Below are 26,536 nucleotides of genomic sequence, written 5' to 3'. Positions count from 1 at the left end.
GGTACAGCCCCACGCTTTTGTGGAACTGTCCTACAGCCCGAAGGCAGCCTTGCTGATAGACCTTACTTTGTTTCTTGGGATCATGTCTGATACAGCATATCGAAGAGCATCCATACAGTGGTCGAAGCCGTTGGATCGAGGTTTGTTAAGGTACTCGTCCTTAAGATGTTTGTTAGGTTGCCACTCATAATTCTCCAGCTCTGAGATAGTCCTTACACAGCGTGGGTCAACAACGATTGTGTAGCCTTGCAGATATTGGATACCATGCAAGATGCTGTCCTTCCCTTTTCGTGAAGGTTTAATACGTCGTGCCCCAAGCCTCCGAAGCTCTTCAATAGACTTTGGCTCAGCGCTATCTGCAAAGATTTCATTGTGGACTATCTTACGCTTCTTAATCTCTTCGAAGATGTCCTTGTTTAATAAACCTGTTTGATACATTTCATCATAGATGTAAAGACACCTAGAAGATTCATCAATCATAATGGAAAGTAGTACGGTAGGGTCATTGGTAAATCCGAAGTCAAGCCCCCATTTAGGTTTCCAGTGGTCTCTCAAAAGCTTCCGTAAGTCTAGCCGCTGTCTTGTCCAGTTTGTATAAATACGTTTACCCAAGCTGGCGAACTTGCCAAGAGCGTAGATTTCGTAGTATACTGGGTTAGTATTCTTCATGTCCTCTAACTGCTTGATGTATGATCTAGGAAGGAATCGATTGTCTTTGTAAGTTGTACTAATAACTTTGCAATTCTCTGGACGTTTCTTAGCTGGGTTATGAAACATGTGGTAGACCCAGTTATCTTTTGAAGCAGGGTTATACATAATAAATACTTGGTTGTTTCCGGCAGACTTGTTACGCAGCCGTAGTTGAAGCTGTGAGTAGTCGTCCAAAGTGAACTCAGTAGCTTCCTCCATAACTATGTCAGAGATACCGGAAATAGATTTGATACGCTCTGGGTCTTCCATCCCTTTAAATATGTACTCTGTTCCATTAGGTAGTTTAATAGTCATGTACGAAGCCTTTACATCACATAGGTCGTAGATGCCAAACTCCTGTAGACATGTCTTGTATTCTTGGAAGATGGAGTCCCGAATCGTATTATCAACTTTACGTGTTACTAGAAACTTACGCTTACTTGCTAAGCCTTTTAGAATCGTATTCTGAACCACAAACTTAGACTTACCAGAACCTGCTCCTCCGTAGAAAACCATTGTACGATACTTACCATTAGGCTTATTGTATAAGTATGGAAGGTAAGCCTCGTTAAAGATTCTCGGAGGGACTGTAAGTTTTAATGGAATTGTTTTATTATCGTTTGCCATAGTGTCCTCCTAAAGTAGATAAAAGCCCCACAGAGGTTTTCCGTAGGGCTTCTTGATTATTTGTTGATAGCATTGTTAACAGACTTGCCAGTCTCGTAGAAGCCTACAGACGAAAGCCCTGCAATAAGTCCTGCAACTGCTCCGATAACTGGTTCGACATCAAATACAACCATACCTCCGGCTACTCCAACGATAACGCCTAAGACGATAGCTGCCAAAGGAATGTACCGAGCTGGAATATACTCTTGAGATTTAATCATATTCATTAAGCCTGTCATGATTGCCCCGATGCCGACTGCAACGGTCATGATGATTTCAGTGTTGTTCAAATTTACCACCTCCTTTAAAGGTTTCTAACTCTTCTTTCAGAGAGGCGTTTTCTTCCTCAAGTTCGTCGACACGTTCCTCTAGCTGAGAAATCTGTAGCAAATAGCCGTCTTCCTTCTCTTGCATGGATCGCTTCAAGTCAGCCATCTCAAATTTTAACTGGCTAAACTTTTCCTCTAAGTCGAAAACAGTTTGTCGAACAGAGTTGTACTCAGCTTTAAGCTCGTTGTGGTCAGCTGCCTTAGTCTCGTACATCTCTTTCCAGCTAGTGTAAATCTCGTCACGATTCTCTATCTCAGTCTTTCTGACTAGCCCTTTGAAGTCTAAGTTTTTGCCTACCCAAGCAGTTACAAAGGCTAATACACCAGTGATTAGTACATCCCAGTGCTGGAAGTTCATTTAAAGTCCTCCCGAATGAGAACTCCATAGGCTGTCCAAGCACATCCAATAGCCAGAATAGCAATCGTATTAGGGGTAGACAGATAGGTTACTCCCATAACAGACCAAAGAACTGCTAAAGAGGTTACTCCTGCTATACGAAGTCTGTTTCTGTTAAGGATGATACCAAGAAGTTTGATAAATCCAGCTGTTACAAAGAAAGCTGATATAAGTCGTAGATCAAAAAGACTGGAGATGCGGTCGTATAAAGCCTCGTGATTAAGTGTGTCTATATTTAAGTATAGCCTTACGCCATACAGAATGCTGACTACAGATAGTCCTATGCCGTGCCATTTCAAATAGAGTATTGAAATGACTTTCCGAAGGGGAGTCGGAAGCTTTTCCATAAGGATTTCTCCCTTCCTTTAGTAGTTTTCCAGAAAACCATAGTCTAGTTCTTCGTCGGTTTCTTCGAAGTCTGCTTCCAAAGCATCGTCCTCAACTGCTTCGGCCTGCTTAATTTCTTCTTCGTCGTCTTCCGGCTCAGATATATCAACTATGATGTTTAATTCATTATTGACTTGTACGTCTGGAGTTAGCAAGTCATGGAATTTAGCTAGTTGTTGTAAGGCGGTCAGCTGGTCTTTTGTAGAAATCCTTGCTTGAATCTTATCCCCTTTAGCTGTTACGATTTCATCATAGCCATCTCGCTTAGCAATCTTTGTAAGATGCTCCAAGACTTCTGTAGCAGTCATGATGTCAGCGTTGGACTGCTCTGTAATAAGCCATTGAATGTAGGCTTTTACATCGTCTCGTTTTAATAAGCGGTGTCCAGAAGATTCATTGTAACCAACTGATCTACAGCTTTCAGCAATGTTTACCGTAGATACATAATGCTGCGCAAAGCGTTTCATCTTTGGCTTAAGGGTTGTTAAATCTACTCCATCATAGTAGTCTGGAGTCTGTGAGGAAGTCATGTACTGCTGCTGTCGCTCTCCGACTTCTTTTCCTTGAATTTTAAGAGCCATCTGTCTCCTCCTTCCAACAGATTAATAAGTCCTCATTCGATAGCCCCTTTAGAAGCTTGGGACGTCCCATGTAAGAATTATTAGAATATTTTAATATAATGGAGTCAATCACTTGACAAGCTTTTTAAATAATGGTATAATGCTTTTAGAGAAAAGGTTTTAGCGCTGTCGGTCGCTGATACCGACGGTACTCCAAGAAGCTGCCTTGCAAAAGCCTTTAGAAAGCTTATCCGAAACTTGGAAAAGGAAAGGAAGGCTTTGCAATGGAGTTTAAATTAATTACAAAAAGCTATTGACAAGTCTCTAAAGACGTGGTAAGATAGATTCATAGAGCTAAGGAAGCTACAATACGCCTATGAGTCGTTGACAACCGTCTGAGGAGACTTTTATTATCTTCTGGGATGATTAGGCGTAAGTGACGTAGAACAGCTCTCAGACTATTTTAGGAGGCTTATTATGCTGTATGAGAATTTTCAGAGAGCTGCAAATAAAGGTAAAGCCGTCCAAGAGGGTATTCGGCTCATAAAGTACCTATTGAGAAATAAAGGAACTGATAAAGAAAACTTTTTATGGGCTGAGCAAATTATATCATCCTATAAACTGCGATTTGGGGAGCCTCCAGAATCCCTCTCCGAGTGGGTATCTCTATTAGCTTTGGCAAACGATACGGTAGGCTCTATTGGAGGAGATAACAAATACGCTAAGTGCAGTAGTTTTGAGTATAGCTTTTATAGCTTTCGTAAGCACCGTAGAATGAAGACACCCTCTGAGAAGTATGCCCATGAGTTTCCGATGGGGCTTCTTGACCATCTAGCTGTGGAAGTTTCCTTAGAAGATGGATGGATTGATGCCATTTACTTGACAACTGAGATACTTCCATGGTATGATAAAGAAAGATTGTCACTATTCGTTGAAAGGTACATTCGAGAGTCTAGTGTTAGAGAAATTGAGAAGTCTTTAGGAGTACCTAAATCAACAGTAGCTAGAAAGATTTCTAGGCTAGACAAACAACTTAGTAAAACATTAGGAGGGTATTTATGACAGAATTTAAAGTAGGCGACAAAGTAAGGTATTTCCAGGACTTATCGGGAAGGTATGTAATTTCATCTCCAACAGTTCCTATAGGAACTATCGGCGAGGTTAGAACAGTGAATCCAAACAGAAGGGTAGAAGACCCCAATGTCATGGTTGGATTGGAGCAGGGAGAAGTTATCTGGTTTTATGCAGACGAACTGCAATTAGTTGACGAAGAGACTGATCTACCATTCGTTCCACAATTTACTCACAAAACTGTCCTAGATACTTCACTAGACATTAACTTGGATGTGTACCTAGCTGCTTTATCAAACATGACCACAGCTCGTAAGCAGATGGCGGATTTGTCATTGGACAGATACCTTCCGGAAGCTGTGCGAGATGCTTTGGAGGAACGATTGGATAATAAGATTCAAGAGTCTGGCAAACAGGCTGAGGAAGCTATCAAACGGATGTCCAAGATACTGGAGGTGGAGTAGATGACTGAGTGGAGAGAGCTGAAAGGGTTCACTAAGTATGATGAAGACGGTCATCTCAAGTATACAGGTATCGACGAACAACTTACAGAGCTTGCTAAATCCTATGAAATTCTAAGAGTGTTCTATGGAGCGTTTAGTTCATCTGATTGGAATGTTATGAGTGGCGGCGATACAACGGCTCTGGTAGAGCTGAGGGAGGATTCCAAATGACAATCTTTGCGCACGATGTTCAACGGCGACCAAAGGACTTCGAAGTGGCATTATAGGAGAATCTCATCGACTTAAGCATTGCCATGCTTCGTAGTACTCATACGAGGGAGTTCCACTGGCGATCACAAATGTTTGGCACAACTACTGGATTTATTATGAATATTATGAGGAGTGATTTATAATGATTACATTAAACTTTGGAGACAGCTTGGAGTTCATTAATACACTGGAGGATAACAGCATTGACGCAATTATTACAGATCCCCCATACAACATCAGTAGAGATAACAACTTCCAGTCCATGGGCAGAGGAGGGATTGACTTTGGCGAGTGGGACAAGGAGTTTGACTTAAGCTCATGGATCGAACTGGCTACTCCAAAACTTAAAAAGGGAGGAAATATCCTAATATTTAATGCTTGGAAAAACCTAGGAGAGATCGCTGCTACTTTGGAGTCACTAGGGTTTGAGGTTAAAGATATGATTCGCTGGGAAAAATCTAACCCGATGCCTCGTAATAGAGATCGGAGGTTTATTGTAGATTATGAGGTAGCCGTATGGGCAGTTAAGAAGGGGGCAAAGTGGACATTCAACCGGATCAGTGATACCTATGATCGACCTCTGATTAAATCAGGCTTAACTCCAAGTAGCGAAAAGGTAGGCAAGGGTCACCCTACACAGAAGCCAGTAGCTGTAATGCAGTGGATAGTGGAACATTTAACTAATGAGGGAGACGTTGTACTAGATCCTTTTATGGGGAGCGGCTCTACAGGAGTAGCCTGTGCTAATTTAGGGAGAGGATTCATAGGATCTGAACTAGATCCGGAGTACTTTGAAATTAGCAAAGGGAGACTACTATCAGAAGGAGCCTGAATCAGAAGAGGAATACGCCTACGTGGAAGGGTGGGATGAGTTTTGAGTGACAAATTTAATTGTTGGATAAGCCTCTTAGTAGCTTTTCTACTATTCCTAATAGGGTTATTCCTACTATTCGTGGTAGGCGTTTCAGCAACGGCTTTATTTCTAGGTTTGTGGACATTCCTAATTCTATGGATGATCTTGTGGGCTATTCTAGAAATGTGTTGTTAGATAGGGAGGTGCCAAAATGAAAGAATTCCGAAAAGCTATTAAGAAACTATTTTTACAATATGGAGGACTGGTAACTTGTTAAAAATCTATACTAAGCGTACTTTCTGCGCCGCTTGCCGCCAGACGAAACTGTTTTTGAACAAGCAAGGAACGAAGTTTGAGGAGATTGTTGTTGACGAAACTGACGAAGAGTTGTTGCAACACCTTCGTGACAGTGGTTTTAGTCAATTTCCTGTAGTGATTAATGGAAAAGTAACTTGGACAGGCTTTCGACCTGACTTATTGAAGGAGGTTGTATAATGTTTAATGTAGGAGAACTTATTAAATACCTAATTTAACGACGTATTGAGCGGCTTGGGATAGATGCTTTATATGCTGACGAAGTTGAATTAGGTAAAATCATGGCTGTTCAGGAAGCTTTGGAAGACATTATCACAGATGTCGTGGAGCCTGTCGAAGATTTAAGTCTCGAATTTGAAGACGATCAAACTTACGATAACTTTGGACAGCAAATTGTAACCGACTTACCTCACATTACAACAACTACTGGACGAGACATGGCAGAATTTTTCCGTGAACGCCACATTCCATTCAATTAAGGAGACTATTAAATGACTAAAATTATTTTATCTCACGAAGACTATGAACGAGTATTACGAGAAGGCTTAGATTTGGATGCTTATTTACAAGGGCGCTTCGATGAAGCTGCCTCAGATGTCAAATATCTTAATGAAGAAGTCGATGTGACTATTCCAATCAGCCTTGATGGAGAACGCCTTGGGGAGGCTTTGGTACAGGCTAATTTACAAGAGGAGGCAGATGCTGCTAAATCCCACGCTTTATACGCTCAGTACACCGCTGACCGAGCACTTAATAGTACGACTGAATTAGCTGCTAGAATCGAGGCGCTGGAGCATCCAGAACCACTGAAAGAGACTGGAAGTGTTGCTTACCCAGCTAAGTCATTGACCTGCGAATCAGGCCGTACCTATGCCGTTCGAGATGCTATGGTATTCCCTGATAGAGGGGATGTGGCAATTATCTTTGAAGTAGAAGATAGCCCGAATGACACACTTCCTGTTAATGTATTCTGGGAAAAATCTAAATGCTGCGAGTGGATGGCAGACGCAGAATTTGAAAATGCCTTTAAAATCAACTAACAAACTTGCGAAGAGCTCTTGACAGGGCTCTTTTTTTGTGTTATGATAACTCTATAAAAGTTTTTAGGAGGCTGTATGATGAATTTACTACTACTACTTATCTGTTGGATCATCTTTCTGGCTCCATTCATAGCAGTTTTATGCTATCTTGGCAAGTTTAAAGAATTCTGGCAATTCCTTGGCTTAGTCTTTGGAATGCTGCTATTGATAGGAGCTTCTTTCGTAGCTTTTATTGTACTTTGTTTAATGTGATTGGAGGGGATTTTTATGAAAAAGCTTAAAATACTGTACCACCAGCTTATGAAAAAGTTCCACTACTATGTGACAAGAGACATGAGGGCTGGGGAAAAGCATTGGAAAGCTCGTAAAAAACTATTGGAGGAGATTAAATGAAGTTTGAAGTAGGAGATGTTTTAGTAGATGCTGGGAGAGATCCAGAAGAACCACGGATGAGCGCCGAGGTAATTAAAGCCTCAGAGGAATTTAAGCAATATACTATTAGAGTAGCTAATGGTAAAGTATTCAATTACCCTAGCGCAAGTGCTGAGTGGATATGGCGAAAAGCTCCTATAGGAACTGTGGCATGGCTTATCCATGAGCTGTCCAAGCATGATCCTACTGACAGTGTTAGTATTTGCCAATGGAACACTAATGGATGGAAAGTTGACGTAAAAGATGTAGAAATAATTAGTAAATTTGAGGAAGGGGAAGTGACTCTATGGTAAATAGACCAATGAAATACTCCAAAGGAGACTTACTGTTAGATTATGAAGGAGACCTTTACAAAGTCCTATCAGTAGATTCGGAAACTAATTGCTACGACATTGGAGGTTTACTCGACCCATGGAGTGATAGATTAGATGCAGACGTCTTGGAACAGTCATTCACAAAGCTTCCTGCCGGAACTATTGGAGAGCTTGTCCACAAGCTACTGGATTATCCTATGGACACTCCTATCAGCATCTATCGGGCATCTGGCTCAGCAGACCTTTACCTAGACTCCATCAACGACATTGAGATAGACTATGAAGATACTGGAGGAATTATCTTATGCTAGACTATTCCATTGACATCAAAAAGTATAACCCAAGCACTCCAACAGAATATCAGCCAGACCTTCGGGTAGACCACTGCAATAGTCGCCTAGTGATTTCAGAGAAGCTGTTGCCAAGGCTTCTGAGGGCTGTGGCTGAGTATGTTAAAGATGACTCCATACTAGTCATGAAAGGAGACGTTGAGGCATACTTTACTCAAAGTTTTACGAAGCATGCTTCCACCCTAAATGAATTGGCCGACCGCTTGGAGACTTTACAAGAGGCTGAGGAAGTGGAGTTCGATTTATCTGAGGCTCGTGATAGCCGTTATTTACTTACTAAGAAGGTAACCTTTGAAGACTGCCTAGAGGCTACCAGAGAGCGGATGGAGGAGCAGTGGCAGGCATCTGCTCTGGAAGCTGTCCAAAAGGCTGCGGACATATTGGCTAAGGATGCTTTAGACAGTCTACTACTTGAGAAGTCTCGTGAGGAGATTCCGGAGCTATTGGAAGGAATTCAAAAGGTTTCCGAAGCTGCCAAGAAGTCTGCCAAAGACTCCACTGAGCTGTTCAGCAATGAGACTCTGGGAAAGCCTCAGTCGGAAGTCGTTGACGATAGCTACTGGAAGGAGTTACATCAGCAGGAAGCTGAGCTTATGAAGAGGTTTGCTGGAAAGGATTTGGAATCAACTGCTAAACGCTTTGAAGAAGCTCGTGAAGAACATGGCACTCCAACATGGAGAGTAGGGGCATTGATGCAGGAGAGCCCAGCTAAAAAGCAGCGGAAGAGTTTAGTAAGAGCTATCATAAACCTGCTGGACACTAAATATAAATAAGCTAATAGAGTCGCTTTCCAAAGCTGTGGGAAGGCGGCTTTGATAAGTATAGGAGGAAAGTTATTTGAAGCCGATTAGATTTGAAGGAGTTTATGACCCAACTATTTGGAAGCCTGTTGAAGGGGCTGAGGGATATTTTGTCAATATGGAGGGAAAGATTAAGGGGAGACGTGGGAGAGTCTTGAAAGGTTTTCTTGCAGGAAGTTATCCCTCAGTTTCTGTGGGTAGAGGAAAAAGCTCTCTGCGTATTCACAGGGCTGTAGCCAAAGCTTTTATTGGAGATATTCCAGAAGTCTGGGTTGTTAATCATATTGACGAAGTTAAAACAAACGCCAATGTAATGAATTTAGAAATCTGCACAGCAAGCCATAATGCACGTCACTCATTAGCCTCCCGAAAGCCTCGGAAGAACCTTGGTAAAGCTATTGAATACCTGTCAGAATGGAAGCCTATCCCCAGCATCCCTACAGCTATGGCACATCCATCTGGAAGAGTTGCTTCTTTAGATGCGCAGGGCAAGTTAAGGGAACGTTTGGGCTATGTGCAAGCCACTGGGTACCGTCGAGTGAGGGTAAATGGTAAGTCGTATTACACGCATAGGCTTATTGCAGAGACTTTTTGTCCAAACCCCAACAACTTTCCAATAGTAAATCACATAGACGAGAATAAACTTAACAACTGTGCCAGCAACCTCGAATGGTGTACCTATCAGCATAATGTCCTCCATGGAACGGCTAGACAACTAGCTACAGAAAAACTTTCCAAGCCAGTTGTTGCAAAGGACTCAGAAGGAAACATAGTGTACACCTTCAAAAGTGCCGCAGAGGCTATTCGTATGGGGTTCCATCCGGGGCATATCAGTAGCTGCTGTAACGGCCGCCAAAAGACTCACAAAGGTCTCTACTGGAGCTTTGCCTAAGCCTCCATAATAATTGATTGAGCCACCTTTTGACAGCTTGTCGAAGGGCGGCTTATTTTGTTATGTATGGAGTTATAAATAAACTAACCAAACAGCTTATCGTGCGTGTGATCGTAACAGTTGTCGGAAGTCTTATTAGGAAAACTGCAAAAATAAAATTGGCCAGCCGTTTTCGGAGTCTGTCGGAAAGCTATCGGACAGCCCTATATAGAAGATCCAGAAAAAATAAATCGGACAGCCTCACACGGAAACTTGCAGAATTTCTAAGAGGCTGATAGTGCGCGCGCCTTCGGTCAGCTGTGGCAAGACCCCCTCCCTTGGTGGGGTCAACGGTGTATGGTACGCCTTGGGAAGCCTGTCAGATAGCTTATCGTGTCAGCTGTTCGTGAGTCTGTCGTGTGTCTCGTCGGTCGGTCGTCGGTCAACGTGTGTCGAGACTGTCGAACAGTTGAGTCAATGTGTCATGTCAACTTTGTATAATACACATTATGTAAACTAGGTCAATAGATACGCGAACAGCTGTTCGATAGCCTACAGAAGCCACTCCATAAGGACAGTAACAGCTGGTCGGCAGTTGGTTGTCGGCTCTATATAGGTTTTACGTTTATGTTTGACTTATTGACTGTACTCTGACAGCTGCGGCAAGGTGCCTGGCAGCCTATCGAACACCATGCAACATACTCCATTATAAGCTATTATCAGACGATCAGAAAGACTCTCGAACAGTTACCGGAACAGCTACTCGGATAGTTGTGCACCACGTTCCAGAATAACCGTTTGAGTAACGCCTATAATAGTTGTTATAATAGCCTTTGAATATATGCCTTGTATATTCTCATATACGCCCTCCAAATGATAGGATAATAGTAGCTTACCTTGCTATAGTTAAACGTCTGAGAGGGCTTCTCGTGAGCTATTTAAGAGGATATAAAAAGAAGCTACTCCAATCAATGGTGCAACTTCTCTTCTGACTATTTAGTTATACGTTAGGATAAGCTGTTGACAGGCTTTCTAATAGCTTCTGGATAAGCTGTTGACAGTTACTTACCTAAGCTTTGGGAAGCCTTGGGAAGCTTTTGCAAAGGCTGTTGAAAGCATGCTTGGTAATAGATAATGGAATAGCTTTTATAATAGCTTATTATAATCTGTTACTCTCATAACAGATACCCTTTTAAAAAAGTTAAGTCCCACGCCCTCTTAAGAATAACATCCAACACGTATAAACAAGTGGAATAAAAGCCTATCTGCCGGCTTTGAAAGCATTTAATTTAACAAACAATAACAGATCACTTCTTAATCTTTTCTTAATAATTAAAAAAGCCACTCCACAATCGGAGTAGCCTTTCTAAGCCTATTTGATTATTTGTTGACAGCCTCCAAACCGATTCCCTCGTCAACTTTGAATGTCTGAATAGTTTTCTTATCGTTGTCGATAGGGTAGACGTATAGCTTTTTCGTGTCACTTTCAACTATAACAAAGTCTGCCTTGATAGTTGCGTACGAGTCTAGCTTTTTATTAAGGTCTGCAATCATGTTACGGTTGCTTTCGATAGTATCTTCTGCTTCTGCGAGAAGCTCATTGTTGACTTTGTTAGCTTCCGAAGCTTCTTGATAGCCTTTCTCATAAGCTTTTGTACCTATGAGAAAAGTTATATTCAAAACTGTAATAATTGTTAGCATTGTAATTGTAAAGTTTTTTAGTTTCATTTTGTATGCCTCCCATGTTTATCTATAGGTGTGAAAAAGTAGCGTTATAATCGTCTAATTCCAGCATTGCAATTCTTTCATAGTGTGAATAAAGTCCTGTTTTCCACTCGTGATTATAGTCTGATACGTTTTCAGGTTTTCTAATTTCGTCTAATTCCAAAACTTTTTCATCTAACATATTATAGATGGTTGCTGAAACATAGTCGTGAGTTCCCTCTTTCATGTCTACATATAATTTATAGTGATTCATACTCAAAAACTTCCTCCCTTTATCTTATGATCCTAGTTTAATACCTTTATTGCTTAATGTCCATAGATTTAGCTAAACTTTTTTAAATTATTTCTAATTGATCTGATAGACAGTCCGACGGCTTAAAAACTTTATAAGGCGTTTCTTTTTCTTCTTTTAAAGAACCATATAAAATGGAACCGTCAACAGCATAGATCAAAGTATTTCTACCGTTCTTATAAAAGTAATCTATTTTGATAGGCTCATAATATTCATGTGTAAGCCAGCGATATCCTAGTTTTGAAAGCTCAAGCATAAGCTTGTCATACGCTTTTTGAGATCTTACGTTAAAAGCTTTTTCCAGAGCTTGGTATTCTTCCATGGTTGCGTACATTTTTATCATCCTTTCAATTTCTTTTCTATAGTGTAGCATAGCTTTTTTACAATTTCAATAGTTTATTTAAAAATTTCTGCTTCTTTTATAATTTCGTCTAATTGTTTCATTGATCGACTTGTGCAAAAGCTTCCACCAATTAATGCAACAGCTATGAAAATAAACGATTCTAACATTTCATGACCTCCTCTCTTATCTACTTTCTAAGTCTTTTTGCAACTCGATTTCAGTGATACCTAATTCTGACTGCAATAGTTCAATGCTTACTTGAATATTTTTTCTACTTTCATCGTCGATGTTAAAAAAGTTATCAGCTTTCAGATCGTTAATGATGGCAATTATTTTTTGTTTATTTTTCATAGTCACTAGCCCTTTCTATAAATCTTTATCAAGTGTTATCAAGTCATCATCTGAATCATCTCCAAAAAAGCTCGGTGTTTCTATCAGCTCACTAGGCTTTGCCAGTCCTTTCCTTATTTCTTCTTTTCTAATCATATCAGAAAGCTTTCTTACCACGTCTTCATAGAGAAGCGGGTCAACTTCTTTGACAGCCTCCAAAAGTAACGCTAGGTTATTTATGGATAGCTTTCCTCTTCGATACGTTTTCAGCAAGCCTTTGCCTGTGACTTTATTATAAGCTTTCTCAAACTGTTTTTCAAGTCTTTTTTGAAATTGTTTGTCCTTTCGTCTTTCTAAGTAGTCGGAAAGTTTTTGGCAAGCTTTTTTAAGAGTAGTCCAGACAGCTATACCAAAAACTGCCCATAAGATAGGTAGCAAGTCACTCACTTCCTTTCTTAAAACTGTGGTGTATGTTTCTAAAATCTAGTTCTACACTTAACATAAGAGCAGAAGCTTTCAAAAGATTATCCTCTAGCATTTGCATAGTTTCATGATAGCTTTTTGAATCGTTTGGCAAGCCTTGTAATGCCTCTTGAGAAGTCTTTGCTAGGACTAGGGAACGTTTTAAGCTGTTGATAGTTGTGAAGCCTCGTTTGAAAGACTTATTTACGAGGCTATTTTCTTTCTTCTCTTTTTCTGCTTCATACATGCTTTTATATTCGTTTTTAACCATTAGTCGACAACCTCCAAAGAGCCTTCGACAAAGTCAATTTCATTATCTTTCATAAACTCGGTTAGGCTTTCGATAGCCGTTTCTTTGTCGTATACGTCAATACATTCTTCGAAGTCTCTATCGTCAAATCTGAAATAGCCTTCGATATATTCGCTTGTTGCTGAACCATATAAAGATATTCCTTGAATATCTCCGTCACTGTCCTTATATTCTAGGAAAGCAAGCTCGAAGCGTTCAGACAGTTTTTCTTGAAATTTGTAAAGGTTGTCGAATTTCATCGAAAAGTATTTTGTATAGCCTGCTCGCACGTCTATGCCAATATGGACAGCAAAGAAAACCAGAGTTTCTTCTGTGCAATCATTCTCATAGATAATAAAGTTTAAATCTCTTTCAAGGTAGCCACAATAATTGTAAGTATTGTCGGCACCATATTCATACCATGAAACGCCTCCCCAATCGTTGTCTAATTCGTTGAAATAGTCTTTAAATTCGTCAACGGTTAACCATTCGCCTGCATATTCCATCTCTTCAAAAAAGCTTAGTAAAGAGATTCGCCCAAAGTGATCTTTGCTTAAAGTTGGTGCTGTTTTTCCTGTAAAGTTGATTGGGCTTTGCATTGCTTCAAGTTCCTTTTTAACAGTTTCCCAATCGCTCAGCCCAAAGCTTTCTTCTATAGTTTCAAGAATTTCTCCGACTGTGATATAATGTTTTTGTTCGTTCATTTTTATAACCTCTTTCAATTTTTTATTTTTTATCTAGTTTGTAGTAATTTGCAATTTTGTATTTTCCTTTTTAATACCTTTCAAATATTCATATAATTCATTTGTTAGTTCTATTGAGTTTGTATCTATAAAAACAGTTAGAAAACCGTCTTCCATATCATTCATTTCATTATCTGCCACAATAGTAATATCATTATTGCCGATATTAATTTCTATATTTAACAGTGTGCCATTTTCTTCATACTCGCTCAAAAATTCTTTAATCATATTTTTATTCATTTTTATAACCTCTTTCAATTTTTTATTTTGTAGGTACAGTGTAACAGCTCTTTAAACAGCTGTCAACAATTTTATTTTAATCATCTAACCAAGCAACAAAAGCAAGGGCGCTTGCCACGACACATACAGGCGCTAAAATCAGCCATGAAACAACCATTATAAAACCTCCTTTCCTGATCTCGTCATAAGCTTATCAAAATATCAAGCGACTGTCAACACTTTTATCTTATCTTTTGAAATATACTTTTCAAGACTAGCTACAAGACTATAAACAGCAGTTAGGCTTCCACAAGTGGCGTAAAAATTGTCGTTTGTATAAATGTTATAAGTCATGTTTTTCAACTTCCTTTCTCTTAACTTGATACCAATATACCATGACGTTTTTTAAATTGCAATAGCTTTGCTAAAAGTTTTTTATTTTATTTTTCGAAAGCTGTCCAAAAAGTCGCCTTATATAGTAGAAAACTTTCAGCGAGACTTCTTCCTGATCTTGTTCAAAAGTCGTCTAAAAGAAGCTTAAAAGCTGTGGAAAAGCCTTGATAATGTTGTGTATAGGCTATGACGTTTTAAGTGAAAACTGTTAAAAAATCCCGGGGTGCATCCTGTGGACAGCTGCTGGAAACCTCGTACGCCTGTCATGATGTTTTAAGTGATTTTTCTTAAAAATCCCGGGGGACTGTTATAAAATTCTGGGGAAATCCATTAGTTAAATGTTATTTTAGGATGGATATGAGTTATTTGAATAGTTTTGTGCTACTTGATGTAGTCTTATTGGCAGCTGTGGCAAAAGCTTGGCCAAGACGTGGTAAGTTTTTATTATGGAGGCTGATTGAAAGGCTGTCAGATGATTTTTAACGGATGATTGTCCAATCTTTGATCTGAAACGTGCTTAGAATGCTCCTCTGACGACGTTAAAAAGCTGTTATAGTGCTATTTTAATAGTTTGTTGAAATAATTTGAAAAATTAAAGGAAAAATTTTTAAAAATTTACTCCATTCCTAGAAAAATAATTTTAAAAATATCCCTTAACTTAGAAAAATATTTTGAAAAATCTGCCTCCAAATTTCTTGGCAAAAATAAAAGACAGCTACCCTTCGGCAACTGTCAAAAAATTATTCTGTAATTGTTACATTTCCATCCAAAAATTCTGTGTAAAATTCTCCTGTCATACTAATACATTCTTCGGGAATATTTGTTAGAGTTTTTAGATCCGACTTTATCCCAAATACTCCAATAGATGGCTGGACTCCTTGTAAGCCTTCCGTACCTTCTGGCACAACTGTAAACTCACTTTCGTAAAATTTTGCCTCATAGTGATCGAGGTCGAACTCCAGAAAAGAGAAAGAAGCTTGTGGAAATTTTACAGTAAATACTTTACGACTTTCTGCTAGGCTGTTACTTACCTTTACAATCTTTCCAACGTAACCACAACGACTTGTATATAGCTTGGTAGATACCTCCAAATTATCCTTGGACTTAATCTTTACAAAATCTCCTACTTTAGGCTCCTTTGTCCCCTGCTGAGCGGCCTTTAACGCTGCTTGAGTCTCTTCTAGGGCTTTAATCATTTCATCCGACTGCTTCATAAAATTACTCAAAGCAACATCTAGGGAAGCTTCTGGATGTTCTACGTACTCGGCCTCTCCATCAGATATGCTAAAAAATCGTGACACCTCATCCGGAAGTTTTACCTCAACTAGGTTGTAACTATCCCAAGGAACTGGGAAAACTTTTCCGACATACTGGTCAATATCTGGGTACCCTCCATTATTCAACAAACGTACATATCTTTGCATAATATCTCCTCCTCTTTCAATAAACCAATCTTACCACGTATCTTGTACAATGTCAACAGCTTTCGTGAATTATTTTCTAAAAGCTCTCCGACCAGCTCCTGTGACAGCGCCGATCCTTCCAAAGGAATACGTGCTGAATGAGCTATTTCAATATGCGAGTCCACAAGCTCTCCGAGAAGCTGTAGCTCGTCTGTTTCAAAAATTCTTAGCTCCATAGCTCTACTATAGCATCTGGAAATTCTTTAGCAGCATCACAGGCTACATGAATGTCTCGGAAAAACATTAAAGATTCGTTAGCCCAGTTCTTTGTAAAGGCTGCCTGATTGTTATTTAGCTTCGTAAGAGTCCATCCCCCGAGGGTTACAATGAAGAGTTCTTCGGTAGGCTCTGGCAACCTACTGTCATCTAAAAGCTCTGGAACAGTTGTATGGAGCCGTTCAGCGATCCTAGCCATCTTTGCAAGGGTTGGTGGAGTATTATTCCGAAAGCCTGTTGAAGAGGTTCCGTCTCCACAGACTTCTACCCAAGACATCTGATGGAGCTGTCGAAGAGCATCCACGTTCTTCCAAAAGGTTCTTGTAATGTTTTCTACATAGGTGTCTTTAGTCATGTCTTCACTCCATCCCCATAGTTTCTAAATAGCTGTTCAGTTGGTCAATGACATTGTAATTAATTTGAATCTGGTCATTGTATCGTGCCACACGTACCCTATAACTTTCTCTCTGAGTACGATTTTCTTCAAATTCAATTCGGTCATTAAGCTGCTCAATCCGTTCATTCAAAGATGCGTTAGCCATGTACAAAGAAGTGATAAGTGGCTTAACTCTTTTTGGAGCTAATTTAACCATTGCGTATGTTTCTGGATTCATTCCAATTCCTCCTTAAACCTCATTAACAATATCTACTCGGACAGCTTTCCCACGTTCTCTCCAACAAGTCTTTCCAACAGCTTCCTCAGGGCTGTGGGCTATCACTACATAACTTCGTGGAGTGCTTTCAAAGTCTAGGTAATAGATTACTTCATACCGCTTCATCATATTCAACATCCTCTCTACTAACTTATGAATTAATCATATCATGACTTTTGGAATCTGTCAACAGTTTTTGCAAAATAAAAAGACAGGAGTTACCCTGCCTCTTTGCCATACTTTTTAACTGCTTTGGTAAACTTCTTACGTGCATCTTTCAGTCGTCTGCCTAGAGTGCTTTTAGAAAGTCCGTTATATCCTTCCAACTTTCTGAGGGATATGCCTTCCAAAACATTCTTCCGGAAGACGTATTCTTCATCAGATCGAAGGTTGCTTCTGTCAATAACTTCTTCAAGCCAAATCCAGTAGTCTTGGTCAACCATGTAGTCTCCATAGACTTTGGAGTTCTCTATCATAGGACTAAATTCCGATTCTAGGAAATAGTCTTCGGTGGCTATCCGCTTCTCTTTTCGATAAGAGTAGAAACTATACTCAAAGCTGCTACACTTAGCATACTTATTGTCTCCAGAAAGACCCCCAGTGGTGTCGTCCTGCATGTAGAAGGTGCTTAAGGCGTGAGCTAAGGTATCTGGAACATCTTCCCCCCAAAGCTTATGAAACAGCTCGTAGGCCTCTTCTACAAACAGCCCTCTGACTTCTGCTGGAAGTTTACTACGTCTTAGGACAACTGTCACAAAGCGTTTGAGATGCAAGGCACACTGCCCTGCTGTCTCAGCTTCTGTAATAGCTCTGTAAAAACCTATCTCATTATACAATGGCATCTAATCAACCTTCCCAAACCTCGCTTTATACTCTTCAATAGCTGCTCTGGCAACTGCTGGCATAGCTTGGAAATCAGCTTCTCCATTATTTAGAATAGTCACGTCCGGCTGAATGAGATCAACCTCAGAATCCCCTTCATTATCTAATTTCAAAGTCTCTCCCAAAGCTTCTGCACGAGCTTGGCGGATCAGTGGGTCAGCATCTACCTTGACTACTAAGAAGCCTTCTTGACTAGCCCAGAGAGCTTCGTTAAAGTAACGTGTGTCAGTGATAATCATTGCTACTGGCTTTCCGAAGCCTTCTGTATTTTCAAAATAATCTCTAATGGCCTCTACTGGACGAATCCAAAAGTTTATATCAATCTCACGAAAAGCATTTCCAAGGGTTACGTAAGCATCCCGAGGCCTCTCGTTGTTGACTAAATGACCGAAGAATTGCTGATAGATTTCTTTTAAGTAGTCTGCAAACGCTACTCGAATAACTTCATAACCCTGTTTGGATAATTCTTGCTCCAAGACGTTTGCAAAAGTGTCTTTGCCAGCCCGGGCAGTTCCTGCTAATGCTATTTTAATCAATTAATCTTCCTCCTTGCTTGTGATGGAAATTCTCCTGTCTTCATAGCTGTGCAATAGGTTTTCCAAGCAAATCGGATAGCTCTAAAAGGAAATGCTAGTAGGCTATCAATCAGCTCCTGCACGAATGTTGCAACAGGTGCTACTAGGATATAGAATAGATACTGCACAAGCTCCATAACAACTTTAAAGATAAAAGCTATTGTTACTTGGACTCTAAACATCATCTCCGACAGCCTCCATAGCTTCCTGCTGCTTCTCATCAAACTCTTTAGCAGCATTGATCTCAGCTTTTGGAATGAGCATAGAAGTCTTTCCAATATGAGTAAGAGCAATTCCAATAGCATCGGTTTCATCTGTGGTCATATCTGATACATCAACGTCTGTGTAGATTTGGATAGCCTCTGCTACGTCTGCTTTAGAGGACTTCCCAGAGCCTGCGACAACCTTCTTAACAGTCGTCGGGCCATACTCATAGTAGCGTGGGTACCCTTCTAATTCCAAGACTAGCTCGAAGGCTGCGAAGAACTTCATATTAATAAATTGAGTAGCCATCCGACAGATTGTCGTCTCCTTAATTACAAAGTCTGGCTTAAACTCATTGAGAAGTCCTGTCATCTCTTCGGCAAATATTCGGAGGCGTTTGCCAGTCTTATCCTTGGAGTTTGTAATAATGTTTGTGGTAAAGACTAACGTAAGGTTACCGTTAGCCTCTTGGTCTAATACTGCTACACCTGTTGAAACAGATGAGATGTCAAAAGCCATGAAACGCATCAATCTTCCTCCTTATGAACCATGATAGAAGCGATGTTGTGGTTGTTTAAATACAGTAGCCCCTCGGTTGTTCCAATGATTACTGCTCCATTTGTATGAAGGTCAGTTAACATCTCCTCAACCTTCGTCTCCGGAAAACCTTCTGAGGCTTCGAAGCTATATGTTTCATAGAAAATGTCGTCCCCAGACTCATTGGAGATAGGGGTTAGATAGGTAATTGTGAAAGTTGTGTAATATGTGATCTTCATAATCTTCCTCCTAGAAATACTCCCAAGTGTACCCTCCATGGCTTTTTCGCTTACCTTTAGCACAAGAGGTTATATGACTTGGGTTAAATCCCCAATCTTTTGCATCAATTATACTGTTAAATAAGATTGGAGTTCCTTCTTTAATAGGTGTAGCGATAACCTTTTTGGAAACGGAAGCTATTCTTCTAAGCTCCCGAGTCCCATAATTAGAGTTCTGCTTGGCGGTTACCCATTCAAGGTTACTGACATGATTATTAAATTTATCCTCGTCAATGTGATTTACTTGGGGATTATTTTCGGGGTTAGGAATAAAAGCTTCTGCCACTAATCGATGAACCAGCTTTCTCTTGCCCGAAATACATACCTGATAATATCCCCTAGCTAATTTATTAGGCTTTAGCAACTTCTTAGAAAGTTTACTATATACATTTCCATGATCGCTTATGGAGTAGTCTGGGAATCCTTGAATCTCTTTCCATTGTTCCATTACACAATATCCTTTCGAATCCGTTCAATCTCTTTGATAGCCTCTTTTTCAAACTTAGTGGAAGCTTCTAACTTAAGTTCCTCTAATTCCCTATAGGTAAGGCTTAAAGCGCAAGCTGTCTTGTAGTCGTTGAATTGGAAATCAGCCAATGAAAGCTTTGGAAATACTCCTTCGTGAGCCATTTCAACAGCTGTGAAGAAACGATTCCGAACCTCTTTCTTCTTCTCTTCTGGAGTCTCCACCCCAAATACTCGGAAATCTGGGTACTTGGCATAGTCTTCCTCAGTCATGTTCCAGCCTTTGTGAGAGGCGTTTACATAGACGATGAGATACTGGTCAAGGTCTTTTAGCATAGCATAGTTAGTAACCTGCCATACGTGTTTGGAGTTAGCTTCCTTCATAGACCAATGACCAGTCGCTGCATAAGTTGTTTGCTTAGACTTAACCTCAAGTCCTACCCGATACTCTTTTCCAGTCTCTGGGTCAGTGTAAATCATAATGCCGTCCAAAGAGCCTCCGGTAATGAAGTTTATCTTACCACTCTTGAACTCTTGGAACGTCGTGGAAAACTCTTCAAACATCGGGTAACCTTCTGGAGTCCTTTCAAATCGGAAGTGGCAAGGCTCTCCAACAAGTCGTTCATAATGCTTCTCCATCATTAAGACATACAACTGCACCATGTCTCCGATAGCTGTACCGATGTTTTGCCAACGATTCTGCCAAGGGCTTACCAAACGCTTGTCTGCATTATTGGTAAACTCTAAGGCATCAATCGCTCGGAGAGTCTGCTCACGAAGACATTTTCCAGTGCCACTTGAACGGAAGAATGGAACGCCTTTCGGAAAGTCTTCAAAGGGGTTGTTGTCAAGAACGTTGATATACTGAGAATAGAGTTGCTTAGTTATTTGTAAGTCTGTGTTAAATCCGGTGGCACAAAAGCGATCAAGCTCCTGTGCAAAGTCTATTGCCATCTTCTGTGCCAAAGTCTGTCCGGAAGCCTTGTTAACTGCTGCTAAACCTTTTGCCATTAAATGTAAACCTCCATGATTAAAATTGTCCAAATTCTATGATAGTTGCTTTCCCAATCAGCTCTTCAAAATGCTGTGAGCGTGGGGTTGTGCCACCGCTTTTGATAACTTCCTTAGCAGCCTCTTTGGACACAGCTTTAATATGATATGTTCGGAATCCACTTACAGGGACTGTTACAATGAAGTCGTCTAGAATAATCTCTCCCGAACGCTGTTCAAGGCTGTGCAAAACGTTTTCTGATTGACTTACCCACTCTAAGTTGGAAACGTCGTTATTCTGCTTGTTGCCATCTTTGTGATTGACTACATCACAGCCTTCCGGTCGGGGTAAGAAAGTCTCTGCCACAGCTCTGTGAATCCTAACATTAATCGTCTGATCTCCGTGAGGGATTCGTACATGTAAGTAGCCAGTATCTTGAGGAGTCAAACACTTATTCGTTTTAATATTTCGAATGACTCCTCGGGTGCTTATGAAATACTTGTCTGACTGGATTCCATTGTATATTAATGGAGCCTCATGAATCGTTTCTACATTAGTCAATAAAGCGACCTCCTCTACCTGTCCCATTATATCACATTTCATCGTCTTTGTCAAGTCTGTCTCTTGCATGGGAGATCGCTAGGGTATGAATACATCCTCCAAAAAACCAGATTAATGCAGCTATTCCTATAACAAAGCCAAGACCTATTGCCACTACTTGGTAATTTGCTAGAACGAAGATGGTTAGTAATAGTAGCAAAATGATGCAAATTGCTATGGTTAGTGCCCCTAAAAACTGTCCAGTAGCTATCAGATAGTCTTTCAAATTAGGCTTCATTGTAGATGTCCTCCAACTCTTTGCGAATCTCGTTAAGTCTCTCTTCCTTACCGTCGTTGTAGTATCCCCAATCAGCCATTACATAAATCATACTGGATTGGAGTTTGGCTACCCTTGCCAACTGGTCTTTCGATAGCTTCTTGAAGTCTTTCAAAGCATATCCAGAAGGCTTACCAGCATCTCGAAAGTCCCTCATCATCGAGTCGTGCTTACCCATTAGCTTGCGCTCCTCGTCGATAAGTTCGAAAGTTTTGATAAGCTTTTCGAATTCCTGCTCGACATCGTGTTTAGCTACTAGAGCATAAAGGGAGTGGTCTAAGAAACGACCGTCTTTACACGTCTTAGATAGCTCTCGCTTAGTTGCTTCCATGATGTAGTCGTTAACCTTCGTAAAGTTCTTGGCGATCTCTTGCTTAATCTCTTCGTTCATTTAATCTTCCTCCTATTTAATATATCTAAAGGATGTACCTTTATATTTGATGCCATATTTTAGCGCCTTAGAAATCCCCGACTGTTTATATTGAGGGTGCTCCTGCATGAAAGGTCTCTGGCCACTGAAATTCATAGTTGAACCATCTTCGAAGGTAACTTCAATAGGTTTTAGATGCCCCTTAGCACACCTCTCAATGCGTGTTCCATGATGTTTATTAGCTAATGGAGTTACCTCTTCGAGATTCTCTAAACAATTATTCTGTGAATCCTCGTCAATATGGTTGAGCTCCTTAGTTAAATCTCTTTCTCCAAGGAACGCCTCATATACAAGATGGTGGATATAGTGAATATATTGCTTACCATCTTTCCATAAACCTACTTTTAGATATCCTTTAGGATGATTTAACGACGACTTAATTATATTACCCTTTTTAAGATACCAAACTTTTCCATTAAATACTTTACGATTCAAACTCCTAACAATCCCTGTATTACTTACCTCATACATACCTTCAAATCCTTTAATTGGCCTCCATTTAACGACCATTAAAAAACTCCTCTCTGTCTACCAACTTGCCCCAGACTTTTCCGATAGCAATGTCAGTCTTGCTCGGAACAATTAATTTAACAGTGTTAATCATGACATCCTCAATGGCTGCTACTTCCTCGGGAGTAACGTCTTTTGGAACTTTGAATAAGACCTCATCGTGGATTTGGGCAAGCAGATTAAAGCAACGCTTCTTGCCACGTCTTTCGGACAGCTCCTGCAACTTCGGAACCATTGCAACGATTACTTGCTTAGTTTGGCAAGCAGCTCCTCCTTGGACTTTGAAATTAGTTGTCTGGCGGAGTGCTCTGTTAACCATTGAACGAGTCTTCTTATCTTCTGGAGTTAAGTCATTCCAAGCCTTCTTAAGGACGCTGAAATCCTCTTGCACAAACCGTCTGCGAGTCCCCCAAAGAGTTTCTACATAGCGGTTCTTCTTAACCTCTTCTTGGTTATCTTTTATCCATCGATCAACCTCCGGATAGGCTTTGAAGAAGTCGTCAATCATCTTCTGTCCTTCATCCTTGGATACTCCCAAAGACTCTGCCAAAGACCATGCCGACATTCCATACATGATAGCTAATACAACGACTTTGGTACGTTTACGCCAGATGGAGCCATCTCCACACTCTTCGATAGGTTTATTAAAGATTGCCGAAGCCATTTCAGAGTATAGATCACGAGCCTGTTGATAGACTTCAATAAGAGCCTTACACTTAGACATATGAGTCATGAGCCTTGGCTCCTGCTGTGAGAAGTCTGCCGACATGATTAACGAATCTTCTCCAATACCGAACATGTTACGAGCCTTGTAAGGTTGCTGTTGGAGGTTTGGGTTAGCTGCGGCATAGCGTAGAGTTACTGTACCAACCTGTTTGAAGTCTCCGTGCAGCTTTCCGTCGGGCTCTATGAAGTCTTTAATCTTATCTACAAAGGCTGATAAATGCTTGCTCTCATCCTTCCAATCAAGAATCAACTGGACTTCTTCGTGATGCTTGGCAATGGCTTTCAGAGCATCTGAGTCGGCTGGCAGAGAGTCTCCGACAGTTTCTCCATTAACTACCCGAGGATTGATTAAAAGCTTCTTGCCTTCAACTAAAGCAAACTTACGGTTGTTGCTAATGTAATGGTCGTCAAAGCCTACATGACCACTGAGGATAGACTTCTTATCACGTGTCACATACTTGCTCCAATCATTGTCAAAGTACAACATCTTAGACAACTGCTGTGGAGAGCCAATGTTAACGTCCCCGAAAGTCTCCTGAATAGCCTCTTGGAGTTCGTCCAAGTGCTTGTAGCCTTCCTCACGCTGTTTGGCTACTTCTCTCTCATCAATTACAAAGCCTTCTGACTCCATGATGAAAGTAGCTTTGATACATGGATGTTCAATACGCTCATAATACTTCTTAATTTTTGCAAAGCTAGACTTATTAAGAATGTTCATCTGCCATTCAAAGAGCAAGAAGCCTACGTAAGTATCCTTTGCACCATACCATCTAGCGGCATCCAATGGAACGTAGCCAAACTTTGCATCTTTTCCGAACAGCTCCCCGAAGGTATCAGACGGAATCTTCAAGAAGTATTCTGCAAGGTTCTTCAACTGATATCCGACTCCGCTTGGAAATGCAGGTGTCCGAACGTCGCTTAAGTTCTCATTCAATAGCTTCATAATAACCATTGTATCGTGTGGCATATGAGTTGCTTCGATGTCTAAGGCAGCCTTTACCAAGCCTAAGTCAAAAGTGGCGTTATGCCAGATGGAGTTCTTAGGGCTGTGGAACAGCTTTTCGATGAGATGGTAGGACAGCCCTTTGCTGACGTTCCGAGGATCTTCGACAAACTCTCCAGTAGCCGTCTCCTTGTAATGGAGGATTGGTAAGTATCCATTGACAAGCTTTCCATTGAATCGGTAGGTTAGTGAGAAGCCTGCTATCTGCTCTCGATACTTGTATTTACCACCGTTATCTCCGACTGTTTCAAAGTCCATTGCAAAGTAGTCGTCGTCAGCATTCAGACAGTTATCAACCCACTGTTCGGCATCTTCTTGAGAGATCAGTGGATACTTTTCCCACTCTTTAGTAGCCATTTCCTCAATCTTTTCCTTACGTTCAGCCTCTTGGATAGCTTTGTAAAGGCGTAGTGCCTCAGCTTTGGTAAAGGCTTTGGACTCTTTGCCAGCTTCTCGGCCAATCTTTCCTTCCTTAAACCATTCCTCCACCTTTTGGAGTCTTGCCAAGTCTGTAGGAGAGTTCTTACGGCTGTAGATAAGCTCCCACGACTCTTCCATAGTTGGTATTTCCTTTGCCTTAGAGGCTTTCTTAATCTTTTCCTTAGCTTTATTATCTTCGGTAACTGATGTCACATTCACTGAGATCTTCATACAGTTTGTCCCCTTTCGTTTACCTTCTTATAATAGCACATAAAAAGAGCCCTGTCAAGAGCTCTTCCAAAGATTATTTATTAGATTTATAAAATGTCATACGGAATAGGTCGATGAAGTCTCCGATGTCAAGGTCTTCCTCAAAGTCATCTATAGTAGTGATCGCTTGGAATCCACCGTCACCTTCAATGAAAACTCCTGTTGTTCGATGGTGGAATGATTCAACAGCTTCCTTAATCATTTCAAAAGCTTCCTGCCAGCTAATCTCAATGTAGTCTGGAATCAGGTAGTAGGTAGTTCCAACAGTTACTTCGGTAATACCTACTAACCTGTCATTGGACTTCCATTTAAGAACCTTTTGACTGTCTGCTTGAGGCTCTGTTTGAGTACTTACATAAAGCTCGCTTCCATAGTCTGTTTCGAAGCGTGTTCCCACAGGCGTGTCAGGCAGCTGTTCAATAATGTCTACTAAAGATAATGCTTTATTCATATAATCACTCTCCACGTCCGAATTGTTTTTTGAGTCGTTTAACTTCCTTGTCATACTCGTTGGCAAGGTCTTCTCGCTTTTCCTCATAACTACTTACCTGCAACCATCCCCCAGTAGGATCATCCCAATCGCCACCATAACAGTAGTAGTTCATGATATTGCTTTTTCCGTCTATGAAGTTACTCTCAGAGTCAGCAAACTCATCACTGTAACAAAGGTCGTCCAAATACGCTGCTCGGTTCTCTGGAGTATCTTCTGCTACCCAGCTCTCCCGAAGCTCTTCACCATCGCCCTTACCATACGTCACATATACTTCAAACAGTTTCTTAACCATACTTAACAATCTCCCCTCCAAAATCTTCTTGTAGCATTAAAGCATCTCTGTAATTCCATGGCTCAAGGTAGTCTGAAAGTGTTAGTACATAGCTTCTCATATAGCCGTACTCATCTTCCCGATCAGGCATCCACCGATAAGTCATTGAAGTACGTTCTGAATCTACTTCGAATGATTTTGCAAACTTCGTGCCAAACCTTACAGCAACCTTTGGAGCATGTACTACGTAGCCGTCCATAAGTGCTCGAAGGATATGAAAACGAGTCTCTCCTCCAAACATATTATGATACTTCTTAGGATCTTCCCCGAAGTCATATTTTTCTCCAGTAGATCCTTCTACCCAATGCCCCCAACCAACATTACAAATACGTCGTGCAGCATCCTCTTTATCATTCATAGTCCAGATGCCTCCCCTTTGGAAGCTCTCCAAATAGTCTGCAATAGCTTCTGGGATAACTACCTTTCCTCCTACAGTGCTCCATAATCTTCTTGAACTATATTCTCTCATTACTCTTCCTCCTCCACTTTCTCAACGTGACAAATATCAATCTCTGATAAAAAAAACGTGCTCATTAATTTCTATATCTTCTAGTGCATTGTCAATTGCAGACTGTATAGAATTAGTTACTACTACACAGTAATCAGTGAATTGTGACCCAATTAAACG

42 protein-coding genes are annotated in these 26,536 nt (G+C 40.6%); 12 read left to right on the top strand and 30 right to left on the bottom strand.

Translation table 11 applies throughout. The features are described from left to right. Window positions 1-30: 30 nt before the first annotated feature. The 5 genes from ACTQ48_RS08165 to ACTQ48_RS08145 are packed head-to-tail and all read right to left on the bottom strand — an operon-like array spanning window position 31 to window position 3,050. The gene (locus ACTQ48_RS08165) at window positions 31-1,317 is read right to left on the bottom strand and encodes a PBSX family phage terminase large subunit (protein WP_441085683.1); all 1,287 of its coding nucleotides are present in this window, start codon (window positions 1,315-1,317) and stop codon (window positions 31-33) included. 56 nt (window positions 1,318-1,373) lie between these two features. Continuing rightward, window positions 1,374-1,646 carry a hypothetical protein gene (locus ACTQ48_RS08160; RefSeq protein WP_432490425.1) on the bottom strand — a complete coding sequence of 91 codons (273 nt, stop codon included), beginning with the start codon at window positions 1,644-1,646 and terminating at the stop codon, window positions 1,374-1,376. Next, window positions 1,633-2,043, bottom strand: coding sequence for a hypothetical protein (locus tag ACTQ48_RS08155; protein ID WP_441085682.1), 411 nt, complete (start codon window positions 2,041-2,043; stop codon window positions 1,633-1,635). The genes ACTQ48_RS08160 and ACTQ48_RS08155 overlap by 14 nt, the downstream gene beginning before the upstream one ends. Further along, on the bottom strand, window positions 2,040-2,429 hold the full coding sequence (locus tag ACTQ48_RS08150) for a hypothetical protein (protein WP_441570564.1): 390 nt from the start codon (window positions 2,427-2,429) through the stop codon (window positions 2,040-2,042). Before ACTQ48_RS08150 ends, ACTQ48_RS08155 begins: the two co-directional genes overlap by 4 nt. 18 nt (window positions 2,430-2,447) lie before the next feature. Further along, the gene (locus ACTQ48_RS08145) at window positions 2,448-3,050 is read right to left on the bottom strand and encodes a terminase small subunit (protein ID WP_441541170.1); all 603 of its coding nucleotides are present in this window, start codon (window positions 3,048-3,050) and stop codon (window positions 2,448-2,450) included. Between the two features lie 456 nt (window positions 3,051-3,506). Between ACTQ48_RS08145 and ACTQ48_RS08140 the strand changes: the two genes are divergently transcribed. The 12 genes from ACTQ48_RS08140 to ACTQ48_RS08085 all read left to right on the top strand — a co-directional run bounded on the left by ACTQ48_RS08140 (window position 3,507) and on the right by ACTQ48_RS08085 (window position 9,809). Then, window positions 3,507-4,091 carry a hypothetical protein gene (locus ACTQ48_RS08140; protein ID WP_441085680.1) on the top strand — a complete coding sequence of 195 codons (585 nt, stop codon included), beginning with the start codon at window positions 3,507-3,509 and terminating at the stop codon, window positions 4,089-4,091. After that, the gene (locus tag ACTQ48_RS08135; protein ID WP_441541168.1) at window positions 4,088-4,564 is read left to right on the top strand and encodes a hypothetical protein; all 477 of its coding nucleotides are present in this window, start codon (window positions 4,088-4,090) and stop codon (window positions 4,562-4,564) included. The genes ACTQ48_RS08140 and ACTQ48_RS08135 overlap by 4 nt, the downstream gene beginning before the upstream one ends. Next, window positions 4,565-4,774 carry a hypothetical protein gene (locus ACTQ48_RS08130; RefSeq protein WP_441085678.1) on the top strand — a complete coding sequence of 70 codons (210 nt, stop codon included), beginning with the start codon at window positions 4,565-4,567 and terminating at the stop codon, window positions 4,772-4,774. A gap of 181 nt (window positions 4,775-4,955) precedes the next feature. Beyond that, on the top strand, window positions 4,956-5,645 hold the full coding sequence (locus tag ACTQ48_RS08125; protein WP_441085677.1) for a DNA-methyltransferase: 690 nt from the start codon (window positions 4,956-4,958) through the stop codon (window positions 5,643-5,645). Window positions 5,646-5,936: 291 nt separating this feature from the next. Continuing rightward, a complete protein-coding gene (locus ACTQ48_RS08120; RefSeq protein ID WP_441085676.1) occupies window positions 5,937-6,161 on the top strand; it encodes a glutaredoxin domain-containing protein in 225 nt (74 codons plus the stop codon). A 101-nt stretch (window positions 6,162-6,262) separates the two neighbouring features. Beyond that, entirely contained in the window at window positions 6,263-6,460 is a 198-nt protein-coding gene (locus tag ACTQ48_RS08115; protein WP_441569577.1) for a hypothetical protein, read from the top strand. 12 nt (window positions 6,461-6,472) lie between these two features. Further along, a complete protein-coding gene (locus tag ACTQ48_RS08110; RefSeq protein WP_441085674.1) occupies window positions 6,473-7,021 on the top strand; it encodes a hypothetical protein in 549 nt (182 codons plus the stop codon). A gap of 267 nt (window positions 7,022-7,288) precedes the next feature. Next, window positions 7,289-7,414 carry a hypothetical protein gene (locus ACTQ48_RS08105; RefSeq protein ID WP_441085673.1) on the top strand — a complete coding sequence of 42 codons (126 nt, stop codon included), beginning with the start codon at window positions 7,289-7,291 and terminating at the stop codon, window positions 7,412-7,414. Further along, a complete protein-coding gene (locus ACTQ48_RS08100) occupies window positions 7,411-7,746 on the top strand; it encodes a hypothetical protein (protein WP_441085672.1) in 336 nt (111 codons plus the stop codon). The genes ACTQ48_RS08105 and ACTQ48_RS08100 overlap by 4 nt, the downstream gene beginning before the upstream one ends. Continuing rightward, window positions 7,740-8,078, top strand: a complete 339-nt coding sequence (locus ACTQ48_RS08095; RefSeq protein WP_432490328.1) for a hypothetical protein — start codon at window positions 7,740-7,742, stop codon at window positions 8,076-8,078. The genes ACTQ48_RS08100 and ACTQ48_RS08095 overlap by 7 nt, the downstream gene beginning before the upstream one ends. After that, window positions 8,072-8,890 carry a hypothetical protein gene (locus ACTQ48_RS08090; protein ID WP_441085671.1) on the top strand — a complete coding sequence of 273 codons (819 nt, stop codon included), beginning with the start codon at window positions 8,072-8,074 and terminating at the stop codon, window positions 8,888-8,890. Before ACTQ48_RS08095 ends, ACTQ48_RS08090 begins: the two co-directional genes overlap by 7 nt. A gap of 64 nt (window positions 8,891-8,954) precedes the next feature. After that, entirely contained in the window at window positions 8,955-9,809 is an 855-nt protein-coding gene (locus tag ACTQ48_RS08085) for an HNH endonuclease (RefSeq protein ID WP_441085670.1), read from the top strand. Window positions 9,810-11,168: 1,359 nt separating this feature from the next. Here the strand turns inward: ACTQ48_RS08085 and ACTQ48_RS08080 are convergent. The 25 genes from ACTQ48_RS08080 to ACTQ48_RS07960 all read right to left on the bottom strand — a co-directional run bounded on the left by ACTQ48_RS08080 (window position 11,169) and on the right by ACTQ48_RS07960 (window position 26,377). Further along, on the bottom strand, window positions 11,169-11,516 hold the full coding sequence (locus ACTQ48_RS08080) for a hypothetical protein (protein WP_441541163.1): 348 nt from the start codon (window positions 11,514-11,516) through the stop codon (window positions 11,169-11,171). Window positions 11,517-11,538: 22 nt separating this feature from the next. Next, the gene (locus tag ACTQ48_RS08075; RefSeq protein WP_441563685.1) at window positions 11,539-11,766 is read right to left on the bottom strand and encodes a hypothetical protein; all 228 of its coding nucleotides are present in this window, start codon (window positions 11,764-11,766) and stop codon (window positions 11,539-11,541) included. An 82-nt stretch (window positions 11,767-11,848) separates the two neighbouring features. Further along, window positions 11,849-12,139, bottom strand: coding sequence for a hypothetical protein (locus ACTQ48_RS08070; protein WP_441563684.1), 291 nt, complete (start codon window positions 12,137-12,139; stop codon window positions 11,849-11,851). Between the two features lie 192 nt (window positions 12,140-12,331). Further along, the gene (locus ACTQ48_RS08065) at window positions 12,332-12,499 is read right to left on the bottom strand and encodes a hypothetical protein (RefSeq protein ID WP_441541161.1); all 168 of its coding nucleotides are present in this window, start codon (window positions 12,497-12,499) and stop codon (window positions 12,332-12,334) included. A 15-nt stretch (window positions 12,500-12,514) separates the two neighbouring features. Beyond that, window positions 12,515-12,925: a hypothetical protein gene (locus ACTQ48_RS08060; RefSeq protein WP_441541159.1), complete on the bottom strand. Its 411-nt coding sequence runs from the start codon at window positions 12,923-12,925 to the stop codon at window positions 12,515-12,517. Next, window positions 12,918-13,211 carry a hypothetical protein gene (locus ACTQ48_RS08055; protein WP_441541157.1) on the bottom strand — a complete coding sequence of 98 codons (294 nt, stop codon included), beginning with the start codon at window positions 13,209-13,211 and terminating at the stop codon, window positions 12,918-12,920. The genes ACTQ48_RS08060 and ACTQ48_RS08055 overlap by 8 nt, the downstream gene beginning before the upstream one ends. After that, the gene (locus ACTQ48_RS08050) at window positions 13,211-13,933 is read right to left on the bottom strand and encodes a hypothetical protein (RefSeq protein WP_441541155.1); all 723 of its coding nucleotides are present in this window, start codon (window positions 13,931-13,933) and stop codon (window positions 13,211-13,213) included. The genes ACTQ48_RS08055 and ACTQ48_RS08050 overlap by 1 nt, the downstream gene beginning before the upstream one ends. A gap of 33 nt (window positions 13,934-13,966) precedes the next feature. Then, window positions 13,967-14,212 carry a hypothetical protein gene (locus ACTQ48_RS08045; protein WP_441541153.1) on the bottom strand — a complete coding sequence of 82 codons (246 nt, stop codon included), beginning with the start codon at window positions 14,210-14,212 and terminating at the stop codon, window positions 13,967-13,969. Window positions 14,213-15,324: 1,112 nt separating this feature from the next. Continuing rightward, entirely contained in the window at window positions 15,325-16,008 is a 684-nt protein-coding gene (locus ACTQ48_RS08040) for a hypothetical protein (protein WP_441563682.1), read from the bottom strand. Between the two features lie 205 nt (window positions 16,009-16,213). After that, the gene (locus ACTQ48_RS08035) at window positions 16,214-16,618 is read right to left on the bottom strand and encodes a hypothetical protein (protein WP_441541149.1); all 405 of its coding nucleotides are present in this window, start codon (window positions 16,616-16,618) and stop codon (window positions 16,214-16,216) included. A gap of 4 nt (window positions 16,619-16,622) precedes the next feature. Continuing rightward, on the bottom strand, window positions 16,623-16,877 hold the full coding sequence (locus tag ACTQ48_RS08030) for a hypothetical protein (RefSeq protein WP_441541147.1): 255 nt from the start codon (window positions 16,875-16,877) through the stop codon (window positions 16,623-16,625). A 257-nt stretch (window positions 16,878-17,134) separates the two neighbouring features. Continuing rightward, window positions 17,135-17,758, bottom strand: coding sequence for a hypothetical protein (locus ACTQ48_RS08025; protein ID WP_441541145.1), 624 nt, complete (start codon window positions 17,756-17,758; stop codon window positions 17,135-17,137). Beyond that, window positions 17,759-18,334, bottom strand: coding sequence for a hypothetical protein (locus ACTQ48_RS08020; protein WP_441541143.1), 576 nt, complete (start codon window positions 18,332-18,334; stop codon window positions 17,759-17,761). It lies immediately after the preceding gene. Between the two features lie 213 nt (window positions 18,335-18,547). Beyond that, the gene (locus ACTQ48_RS08015; protein ID WP_441563679.1) at window positions 18,548-19,096 is read right to left on the bottom strand and encodes a crossover junction endodeoxyribonuclease RuvC; all 549 of its coding nucleotides are present in this window, start codon (window positions 19,094-19,096) and stop codon (window positions 18,548-18,550) included. Between the two features lie 8 nt (window positions 19,097-19,104). Further along, window positions 19,105-19,353 (bottom strand): hypothetical protein, encoded by a 249-nt coding sequence (locus ACTQ48_RS08010; protein WP_441541141.1) that lies wholly within the window; start codon window positions 19,351-19,353, stop codon window positions 19,105-19,107. Window positions 19,354-19,363: 10 nt separating this feature from the next. Beyond that, window positions 19,364-19,840 carry an NUMOD4 domain-containing protein gene (locus ACTQ48_RS08005; RefSeq protein WP_441541139.1) on the bottom strand — a complete coding sequence of 159 codons (477 nt, stop codon included), beginning with the start codon at window positions 19,838-19,840 and terminating at the stop codon, window positions 19,364-19,366. After that, window positions 19,840-20,868: a hypothetical protein gene (locus ACTQ48_RS08000; protein ID WP_441541137.1), complete on the bottom strand. Its 1,029-nt coding sequence runs from the start codon at window positions 20,866-20,868 to the stop codon at window positions 19,840-19,842. Before ACTQ48_RS08000 ends, ACTQ48_RS08005 begins: the two co-directional genes overlap by 1 nt. Window positions 20,869-20,887: 19 nt before the next feature. Next, the gene (locus ACTQ48_RS07995; RefSeq protein ID WP_441541135.1) at window positions 20,888-21,436 is read right to left on the bottom strand and encodes an HNH endonuclease signature motif containing protein; all 549 of its coding nucleotides are present in this window, start codon (window positions 21,434-21,436) and stop codon (window positions 20,888-20,890) included. 4 nt (window positions 21,437-21,440) lie between these two features. Then, window positions 21,441-21,686: a hypothetical protein gene (locus ACTQ48_RS07990; RefSeq protein ID WP_441541133.1), complete on the bottom strand. Its 246-nt coding sequence runs from the start codon at window positions 21,684-21,686 to the stop codon at window positions 21,441-21,443. Continuing rightward, a complete protein-coding gene (locus ACTQ48_RS07985) occupies window positions 21,676-22,116 on the bottom strand; it encodes a hypothetical protein (protein ID WP_441541131.1) in 441 nt (146 codons plus the stop codon). The genes ACTQ48_RS07990 and ACTQ48_RS07985 overlap by 11 nt, the downstream gene beginning before the upstream one ends. A 12-nt stretch (window positions 22,117-22,128) precedes the next feature. Next, the gene (locus tag ACTQ48_RS07980; RefSeq protein ID WP_441541129.1) at window positions 22,129-22,665 is read right to left on the bottom strand and encodes an NUMOD4 domain-containing protein; all 537 of its coding nucleotides are present in this window, start codon (window positions 22,663-22,665) and stop codon (window positions 22,129-22,131) included. Then, window positions 22,655-25,045 (bottom strand): DNA polymerase, encoded by a 2,391-nt coding sequence (locus ACTQ48_RS07975; protein WP_441541127.1) that lies wholly within the window; start codon window positions 25,043-25,045, stop codon window positions 22,655-22,657. Before ACTQ48_RS07975 ends, ACTQ48_RS07980 begins: the two co-directional genes overlap by 11 nt. Before the next feature lie 73 nt (window positions 25,046-25,118). Next, window positions 25,119-25,535 (bottom strand): hypothetical protein, encoded by a 417-nt coding sequence (locus ACTQ48_RS07970; RefSeq protein WP_441563677.1) that lies wholly within the window; start codon window positions 25,533-25,535, stop codon window positions 25,119-25,121. Between the two features lie 4 nt (window positions 25,536-25,539). After that, complete coding sequence (locus ACTQ48_RS07965; protein ID WP_441563676.1) at window positions 25,540-25,869, bottom strand: hypothetical protein; 330 nt, start codon at window positions 25,867-25,869, stop codon at window positions 25,540-25,542. Continuing rightward, entirely contained in the window at window positions 25,862-26,377 is a 516-nt protein-coding gene (locus tag ACTQ48_RS07960; protein ID WP_441541121.1) for a hypothetical protein, read from the bottom strand. The genes ACTQ48_RS07965 and ACTQ48_RS07960 overlap by 8 nt, the downstream gene beginning before the upstream one ends. Between the last annotated feature and the right edge of the window lie 159 nt (window positions 26,378-26,536).

The sequence above is a fragment of the Collinsella sp. Sow4_E3 genome, from assembly GCF_052116285.1.
In the GTDB taxonomy this organism is placed as follows: Bacteria; Actinomycetota; Coriobacteriia; order Coriobacteriales; family Coriobacteriaceae; genus Collinsella.
The sequence above is the reverse complement of the archived record's forward strand: the minus strand, read 5'-3'. Positions and strand labels throughout refer to the sequence as shown.